The sequence below is a fragment of the Bacillus sp. UNC41MFS5 genome (genome assembly GCF_000686805.1).
In genome coordinates this window covers 157503-178008 of the sequence record NZ_KK366019.1, presented here as the reverse complement: position 1 = coordinate 178008, position 20506 = coordinate 157503, and the positions used below count along the sequence as shown (strand labels likewise).

Annotated in this window: 20 protein-coding genes and 1 other RNA gene; 6 read left to right on the top strand and 15 right to left on the bottom strand. The window is 38.7% G+C overall.

The window, feature by feature from the left end; translation table 11 throughout:
* The first annotated feature begins 28 nt into the window (after nt 1–28).
* Nucleotides 29–541, top strand: a complete 513-nt coding sequence (locus tag BR30_RS0127430; RefSeq protein ID WP_026567824.1) for an acyl-CoA thioesterase — start codon at nt 29–31, stop codon at nt 539–541.
* Between the two features lie 176 nt (nt 542–717).
* Here the strand turns inward: BR30_RS0127430 and BR30_RS0127425 are convergent, their stop codons facing one another.
* Together BR30_RS0127425 and BR30_RS0127420 are read right to left on the bottom strand one after the other, a co-directional pair.
* Complete coding sequence (locus BR30_RS0127425) at nt 718–1713, bottom strand: DUF3231 family protein (RefSeq protein ID WP_026567823.1); 996 nt, start codon at nt 1711–1713, stop codon at nt 718–720.
* A 113-nt stretch (nt 1714–1826) separates the two neighbouring features.
* Complete coding sequence (locus tag BR30_RS0127420) at nt 1827–2798, bottom strand: cation diffusion facilitator family transporter (RefSeq protein WP_026567822.1); 972 nt, start codon at nt 2796–2798, stop codon at nt 1827–1829.
* A gap of 150 nt (nt 2799–2948) precedes the next feature.
* On the opposite strand from BR30_RS0127420, the gene BR30_RS0127415 reads away from it, so the two are divergent.
* Nucleotides 2949–3659, top strand: a complete 711-nt coding sequence (locus BR30_RS0127415) for a DNA alkylation repair protein (RefSeq protein ID WP_026567821.1) — start codon at nt 2949–2951, stop codon at nt 3657–3659.
* A gap of 38 nt (nt 3660–3697) precedes the next feature.
* On the opposite strand, the gene BR30_RS0127410 is transcribed toward BR30_RS0127415, so the two are convergent.
* From BR30_RS0127410 to BR30_RS35485, 3 genes are all read right to left on the bottom strand, one after another.
* A complete protein-coding gene (locus BR30_RS0127410; protein WP_026567820.1) occupies nt 3698–3931 on the bottom strand; it encodes a hypothetical protein in 234 nt (77 codons plus the stop codon).
* A gap of 64 nt (nt 3932–3995) precedes the next feature.
* Nucleotides 3996–5000, bottom strand: coding sequence for an AI-2E family transporter (locus BR30_RS0127405; protein ID WP_026567819.1), 1005 nt, complete (start codon nt 4998–5000; stop codon nt 3996–3998).
* Nucleotides 5001–5096: 96 nt separating this feature from the next.
* Entirely contained in the window at nt 5097–6113 is a 1017-nt protein-coding gene (locus tag BR30_RS35485) for a polysaccharide deacetylase family protein (protein WP_051633813.1), read from the bottom strand.
* Nucleotides 6114–6359: 246 nt separating this feature from the next.
* On the opposite strand from BR30_RS35485, the gene BR30_RS0127395 reads away from it, so the two are divergent.
* Nucleotides 6360–6827, top strand: a complete 468-nt coding sequence (locus BR30_RS0127395; RefSeq protein ID WP_026567818.1) for a hypothetical protein — start codon at nt 6360–6362, stop codon at nt 6825–6827.
* A gap of 43 nt (nt 6828–6870) precedes the next feature.
* Here the strand turns inward: BR30_RS0127395 and BR30_RS35480 are convergent, their stop codons facing one another.
* The 3 genes from BR30_RS35480 to BR30_RS0127375 form a co-directional block, all read right to left on the bottom strand.
* Nucleotides 6871–7266, bottom strand: coding sequence for a 2Fe-2S iron-sulfur cluster-binding protein (locus tag BR30_RS35480; protein ID WP_051633812.1), 396 nt, complete (start codon nt 7264–7266; stop codon nt 6871–6873).
* Nucleotides 7267–7269: 3 nt separating this feature from the next.
* Nucleotides 7270–8118: a family 1 encapsulin nanocompartment shell protein gene (locus BR30_RS0127385; RefSeq protein WP_026567816.1), complete on the bottom strand. Its 849-nt coding sequence runs from the start codon at nt 8116–8118 to the stop codon at nt 7270–7272.
* A gap of 216 nt (nt 8119–8334) precedes the next feature.
* Entirely contained in the window at nt 8335–8907 is a 573-nt protein-coding gene (locus tag BR30_RS0127375; RefSeq protein WP_026567814.1) for an IMEF encapsulin system ferritin-like cargo protein, read from the bottom strand.
* 197 nt (nt 8908–9104) lie between these two features.
* Between BR30_RS0127375 and BR30_RS0127370 the strand changes: the two genes are divergently transcribed.
* Complete coding sequence (locus tag BR30_RS0127370) at nt 9105–9752, top strand: spore coat protein (RefSeq protein WP_026567813.1); 648 nt, start codon at nt 9105–9107, stop codon at nt 9750–9752.
* Nucleotides 9753–9867: 115 nt separating this feature from the next.
* Here the strand turns inward: BR30_RS0127370 and ssrA are convergent.
* The 5 genes from ssrA to BR30_RS0127350 form a co-directional block, all read right to left on the bottom strand.
* Nucleotides 9868–10225, bottom strand: a transfer-messenger RNA (tmRNA) gene (gene ssrA, locus BR30_RS36265).
* A 183-nt stretch (nt 10226–10408) separates the two neighbouring features.
* Nucleotides 10409–10876, bottom strand: a complete 468-nt coding sequence (gene smpB / locus BR30_RS0127365; protein ID WP_026567812.1) for an SsrA-binding protein SmpB — start codon at nt 10874–10876, stop codon at nt 10409–10411.
* Between the two features lie 133 nt (nt 10877–11009).
* A complete protein-coding gene (locus BR30_RS0127360; RefSeq protein ID WP_331280817.1) occupies nt 11010–11177 on the bottom strand; it encodes a hypothetical protein in 168 nt (55 codons plus the stop codon).
* Between the two features lie 132 nt (nt 11178–11309).
* Nucleotides 11310–12902 (bottom strand): spore germination protein, encoded by a 1593-nt coding sequence (locus tag BR30_RS0127355; protein WP_026567810.1) that lies wholly within the window; start codon nt 12900–12902, stop codon nt 11310–11312.
* A 105-nt stretch (nt 12903–13007) separates the two neighbouring features.
* Nucleotides 13008–14207 carry a Ger(x)C family spore germination protein gene (locus tag BR30_RS0127350; protein WP_026567809.1) on the bottom strand — a complete coding sequence of 400 codons (1200 nt, stop codon included), beginning with the start codon at nt 14205–14207 and terminating at the stop codon, nt 13008–13010.
* Between the two features lie 189 nt (nt 14208–14396).
* Between BR30_RS0127350 and BR30_RS0127345 the strand changes: the two genes are divergently transcribed.
* Nucleotides 14397–15530: a GerAB/ArcD/ProY family transporter gene (locus tag BR30_RS0127345; protein WP_155928879.1), complete on the top strand. Its 1134-nt coding sequence runs from the start codon at nt 14397–14399 to the stop codon at nt 15528–15530.
* 185 nt (nt 15531–15715) lie between these two features.
* Nucleotides 15716–17274, top strand: a protein-coding gene (locus BR30_RS36260; protein ID WP_155928877.1) for an IS3 family transposase whose coding sequence is annotated in 2 segments (ribosomal slippage) — nt 15716–16349 and nt 16349–17274 — 1560 coding nt in all. Because the reading frame shifts where the segments join, the coding sequence is not laid out codon by codon here.
* Between the two features lie 96 nt (nt 17275–17370).
* Here the strand turns inward: BR30_RS36260 and rnr are convergent.
* Both rnr and BR30_RS0127325 read right to left on the bottom strand, forming a co-directional pair.
* Nucleotides 17371–19677 carry a ribonuclease R gene (rnr, locus tag BR30_RS0127330; protein ID WP_442853008.1) on the bottom strand — a complete coding sequence of 769 codons (2307 nt, stop codon included), beginning with the start codon at nt 19675–19677 and terminating at the stop codon, nt 17371–17373.
* 71 nt (nt 19678–19748) lie between these two features.
* A complete protein-coding gene (locus tag BR30_RS0127325) occupies nt 19749–20495 on the bottom strand; it encodes an alpha/beta hydrolase (protein ID WP_026567804.1) in 747 nt (248 codons plus the stop codon).
* Nucleotides 20496–20506 lie beyond the last annotated feature (11 nt).

The window sequence follows — 20506 nt, the reverse complement described above, 5'->3', positions numbered from 1 at the left end:
TAACATAGACAATTCAGGAGGGATTAGGATGGAAGCAAAAACATGTAATGAGTCTCGAGTGGTAAGAACGAGCAGGATTTTTCCTAATGATGTAAATAACCATAATACCTTGTTTGGTGGGAAGTTAATCAGTGATATCGATATGATCGCCTCCATTTCTGCGGTCAGACATTCACGAGCGGAGTGTGTGACGGCTTCAATTGATTCGGTCGATTTTCTTAGTCCGATAACACCGAAGGATTCTGTTTGCATTGAAACGTATGTTTCTTCGACAGGAACCTCATCGATGGAGATTTTCGTTAAAGTGATTGCGGAGAATCTCATGTCAGGCGATAGAAAAATTGCCGCCACCGCCTTTTTAACCTTTGTCGCATTAGATGACAACGGCAAGCCAACAAAGGTGCCAATTATCATCCCCGAAACGGAAGAAGAAAAAAAGCTGTTTGAAACAGGAAAAGAAAGAGCAGCCAAGCGGAAAGAACACAGATTAAGCAGTAAAGAGCTCGCAAACGTACTGACAGTACATAAACCATGGGAATAAGAAAAGCGAAAGCGCCCGTTTAGCAGCGTATGGGCTGGAGCGCTTTGACTGAGATAAAGGAAACACGAAGAGCGAAGCGATTCGATGTTGACTTATCGTAGGGAAAAGAGCGAAGTCCACTAGCTGCTGGGTGCTGGAGCTAGACAATCCAAAAAGGTTCGCGGTATTCGCGAACCTTATAATTTTTGGAGATTCCTTCGACTTGGCGCATGCGGTGGCTGCTGGGCCCAGCCTCGATCAACCATAAGATCAAAACCTTTAGCCGAATAAACCATAATTTCTATAATGTACTTTTGATAATAGGAAGCCAAATCTGTTCTCATTGACAATGACAATGCATGCCCAATAAGGGTAATGTCTATAGCGTTCAATGAATGGAAAAGTGTGACCACAAGCCTATCTGAAAATGGAGAAACCGTAGAATCCGTCACTTCCAAACTTGTTGACACGTTCCCCAGTAGTTCCTCTCTCATAAGAATATCATTGAAGGTTTTTATTTGCTTTTCAGATATTTTCTTACCTTCCTCAATATAATTATGAATTTCCTTGTCTGATACCACTTGAAGTAACCCCATACATAGGAGGATTGAAAAATAATTCCGTTCCGTATTAAAAAAAATTTCTGTAATTTCAGCCACGTTTAACGGTCTTTTTTTCCCGATTCCACTTAAATAAGACAGTTTTTCAATGTATTCCACATCACTCGGATAGGGTATCATCGGCGGACGGTCATAGATTCCCTTAGAAAGCATAAGAGTTGTCGATTCCTGATATAACAAAGAAGTTTGCTGGACCATCGTAACAAAGAATTCCATCACATCTTTTCTAGCTATATTTGCCGTAATAAACCCGGTGTTAATCATACTCATGCGGCTCATCGAATAAACGAAACTGAGGCCAAACATATCATAAAATAATGGCGGGGCAGATAAATTAAGATCCTTTTCGGAAAATCCATCAGGAATTGGAATGCCTTCAACATTCAAAATGGTCGTGATTTTCTGAATATGACCTTCAGATATTTCATATGCCTGTTGGAGAATTTTTTTAATCTCTTCATCTTGATTGTGATGAAGAAAATAGATAAGCAAGCAAACAGACATATTCTCCTGAATATATGTAGCCCATAATCCTCCGATTTCCGCACTAGATAACCGTATTTTGTGTTCCACCCTTTGTGCCCCCCTAAATTAGCCCTTCAGAATAGAATTCCACCTAAAAACTGCTTTATTCGTTCTGTTAAGGCACGAGAAGGTTCAATTATGATTTAACTACAAGGCATTCTCTAATTTGCGGCTCCACTGCGTTCCTTCCAAGTCATGACTTCATCTTCCTCATCAAACTCGATTGTCACATCGACGACACCTTTTTCCGCCATGATTTTTTCCTCTAACCGATCTTTAATATCATCAGCCGCAGCTACTGTTAATTTTGGATCTACTTCGATTTCTATTTCCACATGCAGGTCCTCACCCTCTTTAATGACGGTGATTCCTTGGATATCCTTAACATCAGGATCCTCCATCACAAGCGTGCCAATTTTATTTTCCATTTCTTCATCTGCTTGACCAAGGACCCCTGCTGCATTATCCAAAAAGACCTTTCCGACTACAAAAAACATCATTGCTCCAATAAGCATGGAGGCAAGTCCTTCAATTTGGTGGAATGCTGTATAATGAGAAATAACGACCGCTATTATCGCTAATAAACCACCCAAGGTTGCAACTAGGTCTTCCATAAAAACAAGTTTTGTTGCAGGTTTAGCTTTTCCTAAATTGGCAAAGCTTTTTGTAAACACTTGAAGTCCACTTGCTTCAACCTCAATTTCATGTAAAATCTCTTTCATTGCTTTAAATAAAACAAAGGTTTCAAGAAGGGTGGCAACAGCTAAAACGACCAGGTTAATGACGAAACCGCCAGACTCTGTCGGATGGACGACATGGTGGTACCCTTCTTTTATCGTTTCAAACGCCATAATTCCGACGATTAATACGGCACCCAAAAGAACAAGGTTGACTAAGCGGCCAAATCCATTGGGATATTTTTCGGTCGGAGCCTTCTTACTTAAGGCAGAGCCAATAAACACAAAAAACTGATTTGCAGCATCACCAAGGCTGTGCATCGTTTCTGCAAACATCGCAACATTGCCTGTAAACATAAAGGCAATCCCTTTAATAATGGAAATAATCGTATTAATGATAGCTGCCAATAAGGCAGATTTATTTCCGCGTTTTAATAATTGTAGAAGTTCGCTCATTATATCCTCTTTTCCTAAATAAACTTTGATTTTATTAATATTTTCAAAAATAACCTATTTCATTATAACTAACTTTTTACAACAAGGAAGGGAAATTGTTCCAAACTGATGATAAAATAATATAATAACCAACCCATTGGAGGATGAGTAATGACATTAGATGAAATCATGTGGAAGCTTGCTGAACTGGGGACCGAACAGACAAAAAAAACATTTATCAATCACGGCGCACAGGAGGGCACCCTCTTTGGGGTGAAGATCGGTGATTTAAAAAAGCTTGTTAAGTTTGTAAAAAAAGATCATCAGTTAGCTTTGGACTTATACAACACGGGTAACTTTGATGCCATGTATTTAGCAGGACTTTCTGTGAATCCAAAGTTGATGGAAAAAGAAACACTCCAAAATTGGGTTAAGAAAGCAAATTGGTATATGCTTGCTGAATATACGGTAGCGGGAGTTGCCGCTGAAAGTCCATATGCCCTAGAACTAGCAAGAGAATGGATGAAATCCGATGAAGAAATGATTACCGTCTGCGGGTGGAATACATATGCCAATTATTTATCAATTACCTCAGATGAAAAACTAGACATAGAGGAAATTCGCAGCCTACTCCAACAAGTGGAACGAACAATTCATGAAGAAAAGAACCGGGTCCGTTATGTAATGAATGGATTTGTCATTAGTACAGGGGCCTATGTGACAGCTTTGTATGACGAGGCAGTCACGGTGGCTGAAAAAATCGGAAAGGTTCATGTAAATGTCGGTCAAACCGCTTGTAAAGTCCCGATCGCCACTGACTATATAAAAAAAATCGAAGACCGTAATAAAATTGGTATCAAAAGAAAAACGTGTATTTGTTAAATAATCAGGGCCCTATTATTCGATAGGGCCCTCAATGATTACAGATTCTTCAGCACCAAAAACAACCGGTTGTTTCTGTTTTCTTGTTCTTCTTTTGTAACTAAATCGTATTTCTTAAGCAAATGAAATACCTCATTTAAGAGGTCCTGTGAATGTTCTTTTTCAAAGAACTGATTAAATAATGGCTTCATCTCTTCCGGAAGAAAGGACGCTTGTGATTCGTACTTACTTTTTACATCTTCATGGCTATGGTTAAGTTTACATTCGCTCATGTGTTTTCCCCCTTACCCTTAATACTTCTAGTATAATCAAAAAAAGCCCTAAACATGGGCTTTTTTATTTAACCTTCTTACTCTCAGTTACTTCTAAAACATCCAATAGGAACACAAAGACGGGAATCCCAACGATCAAGCCCCACACACCAAAAAAGTGCTCGGAGAAGATCAATACAAGGAATGTGTAGAAAACTGGGAGATTTGTTTTTGAACTCATTAAATTTGGATTTAAAATATAGGCTTCGATGCCATGAATAATCATAATCGCAATGCCAACGTAAAGAACAGTGGCCATACCGCCAATACTATAGGCAATGATTGTAAGTGGAATCAATGAAATAATGACACCTGCAACTGGGATCAGTCCCAAAACAAAAATCATAATGGATAGTCCGCCAAGCTGCGGGAAGTCCAATATCCATAAGGAGATGGTGGTTAAAATACAGTTCACAACAGCAATGATCAGTTGGGCTTCAATGACTTTACCAAATGTTCCCACAAACTTTCGAGCAAAAAATTCTACTTCAGAGTAGATAGAGGCAATTTTACTAGTTCTAAATTTCTTTGTAAATGTAATTAAGCGCGGTTTTTCTAATAAGAAGAACAAACTCATTAACAGAGCTAATAAAATTTGCAAACCAATTTTACTAATATCCGTAAAGTACTTAAATACAAAGGTAACGCCTTGCTCTAAGTAACTTGAGATTTTAATTTCTTCCATGCGACTGACAATATAATTCAGCACCAAGTTATCGTGTTTTGCTGTATAAAAAGCAGTCAACTGCTTGATTAATGCTGTGATTTCACCTGCAATCATTGGCAGGTACATGACCAAGCCATAAGAAAGCAAACCAACAATACTTGCATACGAAATGACCACTATCAACTTTCGGTTAATCGGTATTTTTCCTTCTATAAAATGCACTAACCGATCCATTAAAAAGGTAAAAATGAACGTAAGCAAGATTAAGTTAATCATTGACTTCATGGCATAAATTAAGATGGCAATTAAGACAAAAATAGATATTCTCTTGAAACCTGTACTCTGCAATAATTTATTGATCATAGGCTATTATCGATCCCCATTATATTCACTATAATTACATGAAAATTTTTATAACAATATATTGATTATACCAAATTTACAGATATATTGTCTGTTTTAAAATTGGATTGGCGCAGTTGTTTTTTCAATTGGTTTTCCTTCATACCCATGTTCCTTTAAATAGTCTAGAAGCTTAGGCAAATGGGCAAGTGTTTCCTTTCGCTCATGTAAAAGGATGACAAGCGGTCCATTATGGTGTTTCATCTGTTTAATTTGTTCAATAACACTATTTACATAGCGCTTATCCTTATAATACCAATCCTTACTATCAATATTCCAATCCCACATAATATACCCTTTTTCCTTCACAGCCTTTTTATACTCGTTTGTCATGTTTGGGGCACTGCCATAAGGGGTTCTCATGATAAAAGAATTGACACCTGATACCTCCATTAAGGTGTTACGGTTTTGGTTTAGTTCACCCAGCACTGTATTTTTAGATTTATAAAATTTCTTTTGATTGTGAGATACACTATGTAATCCAACCGTTTCGCCTGATTTGACCATTAATTTGACCGCTTCAGGATATCTCTTAATATTCCCATCAATCATAAAGAATGTAGCTTTAAATTGATACTTCTCCAGTTGTTTGATGATTTGGTCGGAAAAGGGTGCAGGACCATCATCAAATGTTAAATAAACTATTTTCTTTCCACTGTTTCTTAGTTGTGTAATGTTTGATTTATTTGGAGCTGCATTAGATTTCTTTGACGGTGGTTGAGAAGAAGTTTTATCTTTTGTGGTGGATTGTGCCTCCGTAACAGGAGTACGTTTATTAGGCACCTTACTAATCTCACGTTCTTGTTCGTTTCTCTGGTGCAAAGCTTCCTCTTGCTGTTTTTGCATTCTTTCTTTTTCCAACTTTAAGTCGTTCGTATTTCGGACAATTGTTTTTGGGCTTACATATTTTTTCACAGGCAGATTAGTATCTTTATTTTTTTGAAGATTATTAGATTCATTGCTTGCTGCTTTTGCTTGAAAATAATTACTAACGAATATCCCCGCAAATAAAAAAGTAACAACAACGACGGCAATTATCGTTCCCTTCGACCAATTGCTTTTCAGATTCCCCATTGATCAATCCCTCTTCGATGTTTTTTATTTACTACCTCCATTATAGACGATGTTTTGACCAAAGTGTTACCAAACTATGAAAATATTACAATTTCAATTGCAAGATAATATTCTTATATTTGTAAACTCAGAGTTCAGTTGTTTTGTTCAAACAACCTCCACAATTTGGTGCCTGACACCCATTGACAATGATTCTCATTATCTTTAATATAAACTTATAGAGATTAAATTGGAGGGGGATTCAACATGTTTAACATGCTATATGGGTTGAAGGATATTCACACGGTTATTTCTAATCAACGGAAAATCGGCGGTGCGGCTGAAGCTGATTCGATTCGGTTATCATCGGGTGAAACCTATCTAAACCCCGTGTTTACGAATGTTGATCTCTCAAAAGGTCATTATGTATCTGTAGGTTTCATTGACCAAGATGGTGCCAATGTGATTACTCATGTTGATCAGATTGCTGTGATCAAAGGTTTACAGCATAAATTAATTTGCCAGCTAAATAATACTTATATTAAACAGTATTTGCTGCATGATACTTTGAAGTATTTACAGAAACTATGTGAAGTGAATAACGGTTTTGTCACTACCTCTTTCAAAAAAGAAGCATTGAAACTTGTGCGTGATATTAGTGTGAAAGAATTAAAAAACCATAATATCTCGCTTCCATTCCCAGTTGAAGATAAATTAGTGCAATTATATGCCTAATAAAAACGAGGTCCCACTTCAAAAGTGGACCTCGTTTTTTTGTTTATTGGATGACCGCTTGGCAGGCTAATCGATATCCGTTGATTACTTCATTGCCAAGCTTTTTATGTTCTTGTTCATTCGGTTTAGATAAACCTGGACCTTGAAGGACCTTTACCGTACATTGACCACAGGTACCTTTTTGGCATTTATATTTGATGGCCTTGCCTTGGTTAAGTGCTACATCGAGTAGTTTCCCTTTAGCAGGTGAAACTTCGAATTTATTCCCATCCTGCACGACAATTATTTTTTCAGGAGTAGAAACTTCCTTAATTGCAGTGTATTGCTCTTTTGGTCCTTCTTTTTCAAATAATGTTCTTTCGACTATATCGGGAGAATTCGGTACTGGCGCCATTTTTCCTTGAATAAGAGTGCCCACCGTAAAAGTTCGATTGTTCACCAGTTAATCCCCTATTGCTTCTAGTGTGCAAATAGCCCCAGGTCGCTTAATCCTTAATACCGCTGTTTCATATACACGGAACGGGTGATTCATCCCTTCCACGCCCAAGTAGGCTGTATCAAAATCCTCGGAAACCGCAAGGTCTAAGTTGTTTCGTCCAGTGTTAAGTATAACACCTGTTTTCCCTTTTAAAACGGGTGATTGGAACACACCATCAGTCACTAGCTCTCGGATATGTTCAATTTCTAACACATTGGTGTCTTTATGGACTCGATGGATTAGGGAATAGAGTTCTGGTGATAGGACAAGCGCAAAAGGACCATGATGATTCATTTCGAGAAGTTTATTTCTAGCGTCGACTATATCCTGAAAAGCTGCTCCGGATTCATACCATTCCCCAATCAAGTGCGTCAGCCGGCCTTGGACGTTCATTAATCCCGGGATATCAAACTCTCTTGCACCATGAAATATCATCTGATCCTCCAGGTTAGCTACGTCTCTGGCAGCATTAGCAGCCGCTGAAAAATCAATCGGAATATCGAGCGTCTTGGTCTGTTCGATATCACGCCAATAGAGTACGAAATCCTTATAAAGTAAGGGAATCGTGTGATTTACACGTTTGCTGGATTCAACAATCGTCTCAAAGGAGCCCTGAAAATCCATTTTTGCTTCCATATTTTCAAAAAAGATATCATTTGGGATACTCTGCATGCCTCGTCCAAGCGGACCATATAGTTCGATAAAGCGCCGGCCGACTAACTGTCTGCGTGCTGACTCAATGACGGTTTGATCTAATTGGCTGAATTCTAGTTCATTTAACGGTGAATCTGGATATAAGTGCAATTTATTCATTAGTCTTTCCTCTCTTGATTAAGTAGTTATTTTTTCGAATAGGGTTTGGTAGGTGGAGTCTGATGATTCCGCCAAATTTGGTTGTTATTCCGCCGATTTCAGCTTGGATTTCGCGAAGTCTGGGAATTATTTCGCCAAACTTAAAAGGGATTTCGCCAAATTCACCATTTATTTCGCCAAACACCAAATTCGAATAAATCTTTATGTAAAAAATACCTAAATTAAGCTCCCCACCGTAAACCCCTTTTTATATTTAGCTGATGTTACAATTGGGGCAGCTGTAGATGTGTTAACTGACCGGAATAAGTGATCATGGTCGTGATCATGATGGGCATGCGGGTCGATGTAGTCATTATCAAACCTCTTATTGATGTCGATTAACATCGCTTTGACTTGCTGATAATCCTTATAGGATACCTCCCGCAATTGATTCAGCAAGGTGCTTCGTTCCTCGTCAGTAAAGCGAAATAGCGCCAAATCCAGATGCTCTACAAAATTATGTAAACCGAACTTTTCAAGATTCAGCTCTTGAAGAAGCCGATTAAACTCATTATTGGTCGGTGCAAAATCCTTCTCATCCTTTTCGTTTTCAAACTTACTAATAAGAGGAATGAGCTCGACTAAACGAGAAAGCCTCTGCTCCTCTTCTTCAAAAATATGATGATAATAAAGCCGTTCATGGTCATCGGTGGCATTCTGAATAACCGGGTCGAGCATATTCATAAATTTTTCAATGGCATCTTTGGTTGTTGTAAAAACTTGATAAAAAATCTTTAATTCCTCTTTCATCTTAAGCACCCCTAGTTCCTTAACTACTGTCATTATTGACGCGAAAAAGAGCTTTTAATACATGATTATTAATAATAAGTTTATTAATTGGAACAATCCTCTCACCACTCATTTACAGTATTTACGAGCATAACTCTTCTTCCTTGAAACATAATAAATATGGTTATGCCAATACCTTTAGGAGGAGATCCATAATGATGCAAAACCAACAGGAGCCCATGCACCAAAATATGCACACAGGAAATGTACCTCAACAATTAAATCACGGCGGTCATGAAGTATTTGATGTGCATGAAGTACTTTCAGGAACCATTGGGGCATTGGACCAATACTTGTTACTACGCCAACATGTAAAAGACCCAGAATTACTCGATATTCTGGATCGCCAATATCAATTTATGCAGGATGAATATAACATTACGGTAGAATGTTTCAAATCAGGACAGAATCCTTCTAAACCAACACAAAGCTATAAAATGAACCAAGGAAATGATTTTGTTTATGGGTTAAAACCATCCCAGCCGAAAAGGCCGGCGCAATCCGTTTCTGATCTTACGGATGCGTGCGTTTCCAGCATGATGCTTGGCTGTGTAAAATCAGGGGCATCGATGAAGACAATGGCCGCATTAGAAGTAACCAACCCAGTAGTACGTCGTGTACTAGCAGACTCGGTCCCGAATTGCATTGAAATGGCTTATGAGATTTCGATTTATCAAAACAAACATCACTACTATCAGGTTCCACAGCTGGCCCAGCAGGATATGAACCAACTGCTAAATGCCTTCGCCCCTGCCCAAGGAATGCCTCAGATGAACAATATGAATATGAACAACATCAATCATTAGTATGAAGTCCAATTAAAACAAAAAGCTATCCTTTCAATCATTTTGAATGAAAGGATAGCTTTTTCCAGATATAAAAAAAGACCAGCATCTCTGCTGATCTTTTCTTTCCACTATGTAGTGGAGACGGTGGGAATCGAACCCACGTCCAAAGATATCGCCACTTAAGCTTCTACGAGTGTAGTCGATATATTGGTGTTTCGCTGAGCCTTTTGCCTATCGACCGGCGTCCGGTCAGCTAGTCTGGTTGTTCTCTTCCTTCATCCTCAGACGGTGGAATCCGGCGTAGCCCACTTAGAGTGAGTCCCTTACCCTACCACATGGGCAATGGAGGGAGGAACCGCTATGCAGTATTAAGCTGCGAAAGCGAGGTTGTTGTTAGTTTTGCCAGTTATGGCTTTGACGTTTTAACGAGGCCGATCCCCTCGACTCGCGACCTAAGCTCAAACTACCCCTGTCGAATCCGTAGCGTCCCCATAATAAAAGGAGCTGCAATCTTCATGAAAGATTAAAGCTGTAGACGTTAGGATGCTCAGACAAATGTCCTTGAGCAAAGTATCTCATCGCTAACTTAGCGACAAACTTATTATAACATACTTGATGTATTTTTCAATTGTAAGTATCTGTAAAATAATTTCCAGTTCACACTAAACAACAAATTACATCTTTTGACGATCACGGAAGGCTCGTTCGATTTCACGCTTCGCCTCTTTTTGCTTTAAGGATTCACGCTTATCGTAATTCTTCTTACCTTTGGCAAGCCCAATTAACACTTTGCAAAAACCATTTTTCAAATAAAGCTTTAATGGAACAAGTGCGTAACCAGCTTCTTTTGTTTCACCTATTAGTTTATTAATTTCGCGCTTATGGAGTAATAGCTTTCGTGTTCGTAATGGGTCATGATTAAAAATGTTGCCTTGTTCATACGGACTGACATGCATCCCGAAAAGTATGGCTTCGCCATTTTGAATCCGTGCATATGCATCCTTAAGATTCACTTTCCCCCCACGAATTGACTTAATTTCGGTCCCCTGCAGTACAATTCCTGCTTCGTAGGTTTCCTCGATAAAATAGTCATGGTAAGCCTTTTTGTTTTGCGCAACAACTTTCCCTTCACCTTTTGGCATAAGATTCACCTCTTCTTATGGAATTAATTGTAGCAGAAATCATTTTCCATAACAATTATACTATGTGAAAATTTCTCAAAGATTAAAACCAAAAGAAAAGTGTAATACCTAAAAAAAATCACGCGCAAATCGGTCACTTTAATAAATTCTTCATCATGTCGGAAAATGGTTTATAAAGGACTGTTAACCAATCTAGTGGATTAGGAATACTAATATCCAGGGCTTGTGCAATACTTAACATGGTTCCAAATAGCAGGAGAATGGAAAATATCCATAGCTCTTTTACTAATTTTTTTCTCAACAAAGGAGGTACATCTATCACAATAATTACAGCGGAAATGACTAAGATTCCTGCAACAGCAACTATGTCCGTCTACTCCTTTCTCCATTATATATCTTTTAAAAACAGTGTATATTACCGAGAAGCCAAATGTTATATTTTATTCTGCGGGGGTTTCGGGGCAGAATTTTTTTCGCGGCTAATGTTGTTTTGACTGATAAGCCGCGGGCGGGAAAACATCCCCCACCATGGTACCCGGACAATCGTATCCTTTAAATCTTGAGGGATTAAAGGTCCAAAAGGACTCATATATGGAACCCCAAAAGAACGCAAACTGCACATATGAAGGATAAGTGAAATTAAACCGACTATTATACCGAATAAACCAAATGAAGCAGCAAGCCCCATCATTGGAAAACGAAGCATTCTGAGCGACATGGACATGGCTACTGAAGGAAGGACAAAGCTGGAAATTGCGGTGATCGCTACAACGATTACCATAGCAGGCGAAACGATTCCAGCCTCAACTGCTGCGGTACCAATTACTAAGGTTCCAACGATTGATATTGCTGAGCCTATAGCCCTAGGCATTCGTAATCCCGCTTCCCGTAAAATTTCAAATGCTACCTCCATCATTAAAGCTTCAATAAAGGCTGGAAAGGGAACACCTTCCCGTTGGGCAGCAAGATTGATTAACAGTTCAGTGGGTATCATTTCCTGATGATAGGTAGTAATGGCAATGTAAAGTGAGGGTGCCAAAAGTGCAATGATAATGCTAAAAAAACGAAGCATACGAATGAGAGTACTAATATCTGCACGCTGATAATAGTCTTCTGCAACATGTAAAAATGAAACGAACAGTGCCGGTACAATTAAAACATTTGGTGAACCATCGACTAATATGGCAACTTTTCCTTCTAGAAGCTCAGCTGATATCACATCAGGCCTCTCTGAGTAATAGATAGTTGGAAACGGACTGTAGGTTGTATCTTGAATCAATTCCTCAATATAACCACTTTCCAATATTCCATCAATGTCAATCCGATCTAGCCGCTCGTGAACTTCTTGGACAACTTTATCATTGGCAATTCCATTGATATACATGATTGCTACATCAGTTTTGGTCATTTCACCTATGTTTTTTGTTTCCATCCATAGATGCGGGGATTTTATTTTTCGGCGAATTAATGCCGTATTAGTACGTATGGACTCAGTGAAACCTTCCTTAGGTCCCCGAACGACCGTTTCAGAGGTAGATTCACTTACACCCCGGTCTTTCCAGCCACGCATACTGATGATGAACCCTTGAGAATGTCCATCCAACAAGAGAATGACATCGCCTGATAATAATGAATCGAAAAGAGGGCTGAATTCCGTAACATCCTGTATGGAGCCGACAGTAAGAAATTGATCTTTTAAAATTTTTAATATATTTTTGGCAGAAGAAATGGTTCGATCTTCATCGTAATGAACATTTAACATTAACGGTTCTAGGATAAAGTTTTGAATGGAATTCGTCTCTACTAGTCCATCCGCATAGAAAATGCCTGCTTTAACTGATTTACCGATTTGTATTTCTCTAAAAACGATGTCCCGGCTATTTCCCAGCATTCGCAGTACATAAAATTTGTTTTCATCAAGGCTAAGTTTTAAGAAATTGCTGCCTTCGTTAACATCCGGATCATCTATCTCTAATTTGAACTGGTTAATTTTGTTTTGGCGTCTCCGTTTCTTAAAAAAACTCATCAATTGATCCCCCCTCAGTATCGACATGATTTAGATACTGGTACATTTGATAAAATCAAGGCGCATAAAAAAATTAGTGAATCCTTAGAAAAACTTTCTAATGATTTAATTTATTTTTTCGAGAAATGAATTACTAACTGTTCCGATACCACTGATTTTTCCATCTATCGTAATATTGACCTTCAAGTCCTGAAATTTTTTATCCCAATCTTTTTTTAGTTTTTCCCATGCTTTAGGGTCCGCCCGATGAATCGCCTCGCCAAAACCAAAAATGTCAACTTTATTATTTTCCTGCACTTGTTTGATTGCCTGTTGAATCATTTTTTTCGTTTCTTTTTCATAGATTTTCTCCAACTTAACTATTGATTTTGAACTTTTCAAATTGATATCGCATTCTACATCTGCTACCTTACCCTCCACCTTAATAGCAACATCAATTTCAGGATTTCCATGGCGTATCTTTCCCTTTACCTTTGTTTCTGAATTCGTTATTTGATAAACGAATTTTCCGTGCTTTGGACATGAAACATTCCCAACAGAACCAAATTCATTATTTGTCACAATCGTATAAGTTTTACTTTGTAGTTCATTTAACCAGCCAATTAATTTATCTCCATCAAAAACCGCTAATTCTTGAAAATACAACCTAGCGGGTGGATTGCTCGCTTCTATATTTTGTTTGCTGAAGGAAGTTTCTTTATCGCCTTCTAACTTTACATGGATACCGGTTAACACAGGTTCTTTCCCTTCACTTACCATATTTGCAATCAGTTCATCTAACGTCACATATCTAGTTGCTGCCCATGCTTTTGCTGATACTTCAAGTGTGTTGAACAATTGATTGGCAGGTATTTTTTCTAAAGAGGTTTGCACCTTTAGTATGTCTTCTGCCTTCCTTCCCTTAGCTACAGCAATATAGAAATCTGACCTCACTTCCCAATCTCTTGACAGTACATCTAATGGTTTCCCGATTCCCTCTTTTGCCAATGCCTCTCCAATCACCAGGATTCGGAGATGTGAAGGATAAATTTTCCTAGGAGCCTCTTTGGTCATTTTTCGTATTGCCTCAAGGACGGTAGCCCCCTTTGCCTGAAAGATGATTACTGATGAACTCCCTCTTGCTTTTTCGGTTATTTCCCCTGGAATTACCACTTGAGCCGTTACAAGATATTTACCATCTATAGTACGATCGATTCCCATGGCCAGAGTTATGGCAAGTTCATTTAATTCACGACGATTCCAGCAACCTGCTGTAAGTAATAGAATTGCAATCAATAAAATAAAAATTGGAAATCTCTGTGTCATGGAATACGCCCCTTTCCATTTAATTAAATACATAGCTATACTGGAATAGAACATTCTATTGGACGATTTTCTCAACAGCTTCCTATTTTTTCTATCAAAGAATAATATCTCCATAACTCGAAGAAAATATAGATTGACAGTTGGCATATTTTAAACAGAATAAATTTCTCTGGTAAATAGATTAAATAAATGAAAAGGAAAATAACTATGCTGAAGGACGGTAAAATATCAGTAGCTCAATTTACAATATTAGTAATATTATTAACAGTCGGTAGTACTATCTTAAATGCACCTGCGGGTCTAATTTCATACGCAAAACAAGATGCGTGGATTTCTGTAATTCTTGGAATTATGATTGGATTATTGATTATGTGGTTGTATAACACCCTTGGAATTCGTTTTCCCAATATGACGCTGGTCGAAATAAATGAAAAACTGTTAGGAAAATGGTTAGGCAAAATCATTTCTTTCATTTTTTGTTGTTGCTTGTTCCTTGCTGCAGCAACTCTGCTATTTTTTTTAGGAGATTTTTTGACCACACAATTCATTCCCGAAACACCTATTGAAGTGATTCATATTCTCTTTATCTTAATTATCATTCAAGGGGTACGGCTCGGAATAGAAACAATAGCACGAACTGGAGAAATACTATTTCCATGGTTTATGATGTTTTTTATTATTTTTATCCTTTTTCTTTCTCCTAAAATTGAAGTTCAAAATATGCAGCCTGTCATGGAGACGGGGATAAAACCAATAATATTGACTGCCCTCTTGTATTTACAATTTTCTTCTCTGTCGCTAATCTGTCTGCTAATGGTTTTTCCTGCCTATATTAATCAGCCTAAACGGGCTTTTAAAGGTTTTATTTTTGGGAATTTAATTGGAGGGATTTTGCTATTATCCTTTACCATTTTAAGTATTCTAGTTCTTGGGGTCGATAATTCAGTAAGGCAATTGTATCCAAGTTATTCATTAGCTAGAAAAATTAATGTAGGGGGATTTGTACAACGTTTAGAAGCAATGCTGGCAATAATTTGGTTCATTTCACTTTATTTCAAAATGATCATTTATTTTTTTGGATCTGCAGTTGGATTTGCACAAATATTAAATTTAAAAGATTACAGGCCGTTGACATTACCTTTAGGTATGATTTTAGTTGTCCTTTCTTTAGTCATATACCCAAATATTACATATTCACGGTCAGCAAGTCTCGATGTTTGGACTCCACTTATGATAACAATCGGGTTTTTATTCCCATTATCCTTATTGTTCATAGATTTAATTCGAAAAAGAATCCTCAGTAAAATAACAGCAAAAAATTAAAAAAACATAGAAACCTGTTCGAGAAGAGGCTTTTTTTAAGGCCCCCAAGAACAGGTTATTTTAAAAAATGGTTTATCTAATAGTGGATTCAAATAAAAAGAAAAACACACGAGATTTGATATGCTCCCCTTTAGGTAGACAGATTAAAAAATAAAAATCTGTTTGCTTGAAGGGGAGCATTTTTAATGTCTAAAAGAGCTTATTCAGCGGAAGATAAATTTAAGATATTAAAAGCGTGGGAGGATGGTACGCATTCAATAAGCGAACTTGAATCCATTTTCAAGGTAAACCACACCACCATTTATGAATGGAAATACAAATTCGAGAATTATGGAACGGAAGGTCTAAAAGAGTCCTCCACTTGGAAGGGATATTCCAAGGAATTAAAGCTGGCTGCCATAAAGGATTATCTCTCCGGGGAATACTCCCTTCGGGAGATTACAAGAAAGTATGAAATCTCGGATAATTCTATCCTTCGCAAGTGGATTAAAAAGTATAATAGTCATAGCGAATTAGATGATACGCCTAAAGGAAGGTCAAGTGCTATGACTAAAGGAAGAACAACCACATTAGATGAAAAGAAACAAATTGTGCACTATTGCCTGGAGAACGATAAAGATTATCAGAAGGCAGCGGTGGATTTTAAAGTCTCGTACCAACAAGTATATCAGTGGGTTAAAAAGTATGAAGATGGCGGAGACGAAGCGCTTAAGGATAAGCGAGGAAAAAATAAAGTAGAAGCAGAGCTTTCTCCAGAAGAGAAAGTTAAACTCGAGATGCAAAAGCTTGAAAAAGAAAATGAACGTTTACGTGCAGAGAACGCATTCTTAAAAAAGTTAGAGGAGATCGAAAGGAGGCGAAGATAAGTCAAATTCGATTTGAAGATAAGTATATCGCAATCCAAGAGCTACATCAGGAAGAAGGTCTTACCATCATCTTACTTTGTGAGATTGCAGGGATTGCACGATCTGCTTATTATAAGTGGCTGAATCGCACACCTTCTGTTCGTGAACTTCGAAATGAAGAAATTATAAAGGAAATGAAGGCTCTTCATGAGAAAGTTGATGGAATCTATGGATACCGTCAAATGACTTTAAATATGAACCGGAAATTCGAAGAGGACCTCAATCATAAGCGAATTTATAGACTAATGAAGATATCTGGCCTAGAAAGCGTCATTCGGAAAAAGAAGAAACGGTATAAGCCCTCAACTCCGCAACACGTTGCAGAAAATGTGCTCAATCGTGAGTTCATAGCGGAAAAACCGAATGAAAAATGGGTTACGGATGTCACTGAACTTAAGTATGGCCAATCTAAAAAGGCTTATTTAAGTGCGATTCGTGATCTATATGATGGGTCGATTGTAAGCTATGTTTTAGGACATTCAAATAATAATAACCTTGTCTTTAAGACGCTAGACCAAGCAATAACCCATTTAGATGGAGACAAGCCACTCATTCATAGTGATCGAGGGTACCAATACACCTCTCATGGATTTAAGCGAAAGTTAGATGCCGCTGAGATGATGCAGAGTATGTCCCGGGTGGGTAGATGTATTGATAACGGACCAATGGAATCTTTTTGGGGAACACTTAAATGTGAAAAGTATTATTTACATAAGTATGAGACATTCGAGGAACTTTCTATTGCGATAGATGATTACATTAAATTTTATAATTATGAAAGATATCAAAAACGACTAAACGGCCTCAGCCCTATGGAATATAGAGCTAAAGCCGCTTAGTGAATTTTTATTATTTCCACTGTCTACTTGACGGGGTGCAGTTCAATTTAGTGTGTTTTTCTTTTTCGTATCAACAACAAGTCAAAACGTAATAATTTATCGGTTTTTTCGTTTAGTGCTTTTATTTTTAGGGACATTATCGTAAAATTTTCTTTTCTTTTTCGCTTTGTTACCCTGACCGCCACCCGTTTCAGACTTTTGATTGCGGTCTTGAGTACGGTCGCCTTGCTGTTTATTGCGGCGCGGCTTTTTGGTATCGCTGCCTGTCTGGAAAACCTTTGCCGTCTCGACACGTTCCCGGCGCGTTCCTTTCATGCCGACAATTTCAAAATCGATGGAGCGTTCGTCTTTATTCACCTTAACTACCCGGACGGTAATCTCGTCGCCAATTCGGAAGACATTCCCTGTCCGCTCACCAATCATCGCAAAATGACGCTCATCAAAACGATAGTAATCATCGGTCATATAGCTGACATGAACGAGGCCTTCAATCGTATTTGGCAGCTCCACAAACATTCCAAAATTCGTTACAGAGCTAATAATCCCGTCATATTCAACGCCAATTTTGTCCTCCATGTACTCCGCTTTCTTCAATTCATCGGTTTCCCGCTCAGCATCTACTGCGCGGCGCTCCATTTTTGAAGAATGATCGGCAATCTCTGGCAAGCGTACATTCCATTTTTCCTGTGTTGTCGAATCCAGCTTTCCTTCGATTAAATAGGTACGAATTAACCGATGCACGATCGTATCCGGATACCGGCGAATCGGTGAAGTGAAATGAGTGTAGAACTCGGTTGACAATCCGAAATGCCCAAGGCTTTCCGGATCATACTTTGCCTGTTGCATCGACCGCAGCATGACAGTTGAAATCACCATTTCCTCCGGCTTCCCTTGAACTTCTTCAATAATTTCTTGAAGGGCTCTTGGATGCACATCATTTGCGGTACCTTTTACAATATATCCGAAATTCGTAATGAACTCGAAAAATCTCCGTAATTTATCTTCCTTAGGATCCTCGTGGATTCGGTAAATAAACGGAACTTCCATCCAGTGAAAATGCTCTGCTACCGTTTCATTCGCTGCAAGCATAAACTCTTCAATTAATCTTTCGGCTACAGACCGCTCTCGAAGAACGACATCGATTGGCTTGCTTTCCTCATCTACTAGCACCTTCGATTCCTTAAAATCAAAGTCAATCGCACCACGCTTCATCCGCTTGTTTCGTAGGATGGCAGCCAACTCTTCCATCATTTCAAACATCGGCACAAGCGGCTCATACCGGGCACGTGTTTCTTCATCATTTTCAGCCAAAATGAGGTTCACATCATGATAGGTCATCCGCTCCGTTGTTTTAATCACAGATTGAAAAATTTCATGTGAAACAACGGCACCCTCGGAGGTAATTTCCATTTCGCAGGATAAAACGAGACGGTCCACTTTGGGATTTAACGAGCAGATTCCATTTGATAAACGATGCGGAATCATCGGGATCACCCGGTCAACTAAATAGACACTCGTTGCTCGTTCCTCCGCCTCAAGATCAATTGGAGTTCCCTCTTTGACATAATAGCTTACATCAGCGATATGGACCCCGAGCTTATAGTTACCGTTTTCAAGCCTAGTTACAGTGACTGCATCATCCAAGTCTTTGGCGTCAGCCCCGTCAATCGTCACAATCGTTTCATTCCTTAGGTCGCGTCGATTGGCCAATTCACTTTCATCAATGGTGTCAGGCACCTCATTTGCCTGTTTTAACACCTCATCAGGAAAAGACATGGGCAGGCCGTGTTTATGTATGACTGAAAGGATGTCCACGCCCGGGTCGTTTTTGTGGCCAAGGATGGTAATGACTTCACCCTCTGCGCTTTTCCGCCCTTCTGGATAGGTGGTCAGTTTTACAACAACTTTATGACCTTCAACTGCTCCTTTAGAAGCTGCTTTTGGGATAAAAATATCACTAGCAAACTTCTTATCATCTGGAATCACAAAACCAAAGCTTTTGCTTTCCACATACGTTCCGACGATTTGCTGGACTCCGCGTTCAATGATGCGGATAATACTTCCTTCCCGGCGCTGCCCACTACTTTCCGAAGATACACGTGCTAAAACGATATCTCCATGCATCGCGGTGTTTGTTTCATTTGGTGGAATGAAAATATCATCCATTCCCGGCTCATCTGGTGCGACAAAGGCAAACCCCTTTGCATGACCGATCAGCTTTCCGCGTATTAAGTTCATTTTCTCCGGAAGTCCGTAGCGGTTACTGCGCGTTCTGACTACTAGACCCTTTTCTTCCATTTGGACGAGTGCTTTTACAAATTCCTTAAAGTCACTTGAGTCCTGGATACCAAAGGCAGTTTCCAGTTCTTGAACAGTTAATGGCTTGTAGGCCTCATCCTTCATGTATTGTAAGACCTTGTCTATATGCTTTTGAATATTATCTTCCAAACTAATCCTCCTTTGTAGGTACTTTGTTAATCGCGCCAGTCTAGCTTTTCTAAAAAGGTATACACATCCTCATGTAATTGCTCCCGCTCCTTGTCGAGTGTGATGACATGACCGGATTCTTCGTACCATTTTAATTCCTTCACGACTGATTCGATTTCGTTATAAATAATGTTCGCACTTTCGGTGTTAATCATTTTGTCATGACGTGCCTGCACAACAAATGTGGGTGCATAAATCATATCCACATTTTCACGCACATCTGCGATCAATGCCTGTAAGGCTTTTAATGTTTTCATTGGTGTTTTATTAAACTCATTCATTTCCATTTCGATTTGCTCGTTTGATTTTCCTTCACGATTTTTAAATTCACGAGCATATTCAAGAATTCCTTCGTACATGACCTCTTCGCTTTTTATATGCATCGGTGCACACATCGGTATAATCGCTTTTATAGGTACAGTGTATCCCAATTTCAACGAAAATACGCCACCAAGGGATAATCCTGCCACGGCGATTTCTGAGTGACCTTTATTTTTCAAAAATTCATAGCCATTAATGACATCCTGCCACCAATCTTCTGGACCCGTATGAACGAGCTCTTCGGGCGGTACTCCGTGGCCTTTGTAGTGCGGGGCATGACAGGTATAACCCTTTTTTTCTAAAAAACGCCCCAGCATCCGGACATCAGCTGAGCTTCCGGTAAAGCCATGTAAAAGAAGGACAGCCCTTTTTCCTCCCTCAAAAGTAAATGGTTTCGGTAAAACAACTTTCATCATAAAAACTC

What these genes read in the sequence shown, in the direction of transcription:
- BR30_RS0127430 (WP_026567824.1), top strand. Translation starts at nt 29, where the DNA reads ATGGAAGCAAAAACATGTAATGAGTCTCGAGTGGTAAGAACGAGCAGG.
- BR30_RS0127420 (WP_026567822.1), bottom strand. Translation starts at nt 2,798, where the DNA reads ATGAGCGAACTTCTACAATTATTAAAACGCGGAAATAAATCTGCCTTA.
- BR30_RS0127415 (WP_026567821.1), top strand. Translation starts at nt 2,949, where the DNA reads ATGACATTAGATGAAATCATGTGGAAGCTTGCTGAACTGGGGACCGAA.
- BR30_RS0127410 (WP_026567820.1), bottom strand. Translation starts at nt 3,931, where the DNA reads ATGAGCGAATGTAAACTTAACCATAGCCATGAAGATGTAAAAAGTAAG.
- BR30_RS0127405 (WP_026567819.1), bottom strand. Translation starts at nt 5,000, where the DNA reads ATGATCAATAAATTATTGCAGAGTACAGGTTTCAAGAGAATATCTATT.
- BR30_RS35485 (WP_051633813.1), bottom strand. Translation starts at nt 6,113, where the DNA reads ATGGGGAATCTGAAAAGCAATTGGTCGAAGGGAACGATAATTGCCGTC.
- BR30_RS0127395 (WP_026567818.1), top strand. Translation starts at nt 6,360, where the DNA reads ATGTTTAACATGCTATATGGGTTGAAGGATATTCACACGGTTATTTCT.
- BR30_RS0127385 (WP_026567816.1), bottom strand. Translation starts at nt 8,118, where the DNA reads ATGAATAAATTGCACTTATATCCAGATTCACCGTTAAATGAACTAGAA.
- BR30_RS0127375 (WP_026567814.1), bottom strand. Translation starts at nt 8,907, where the DNA reads ATGAAAGAGGAATTAAAGATTTTTTATCAAGTTTTTACAACAACCAAA.
- BR30_RS0127370 (WP_026567813.1), top strand. Translation starts at nt 9,105, where the DNA reads ATGCAAAACCAACAGGAGCCCATGCACCAAAATATGCACACAGGAAAT.
- smpB (WP_026567812.1), bottom strand. Translation starts at nt 10,876, where the DNA reads ATGCCAAAAGGTGAAGGGAAAGTTGTTGCGCAAAACAAAAAGGCTTAC.
- BR30_RS0127355 (WP_026567810.1), bottom strand. Translation starts at nt 12,902, where the DNA reads ATGAGTTTTTTTAAGAAACGGAGACGCCAAAACAAAATTAACCAGTTC.
- BR30_RS0127350 (WP_026567809.1), bottom strand. Translation starts at nt 14,207, where the DNA reads ATGACACAGAGATTTCCAATTTTTATTTTATTGATTGCAATTCTATTA.
- BR30_RS0127345 (WP_155928879.1), top strand. Translation starts at nt 14,397, where the DNA reads ATGAAAAGGAAAATAACTATGCTGAAGGACGGTAAAATATCAGTAGCT.
- rnr (WP_442853008.1), bottom strand. Translation starts at nt 19,677, where the DNA reads ATGAAGGATGAGGCCTACAAGCCATTAACTGTTCAAGAACTGGAAACT.
- BR30_RS0127325 (WP_026567804.1), bottom strand. Translation starts at nt 20,495, where the DNA reads ATGAAAGTTGTTTTACCGAAACCATTTACTTTTGAGGGAGGAAAAAGG.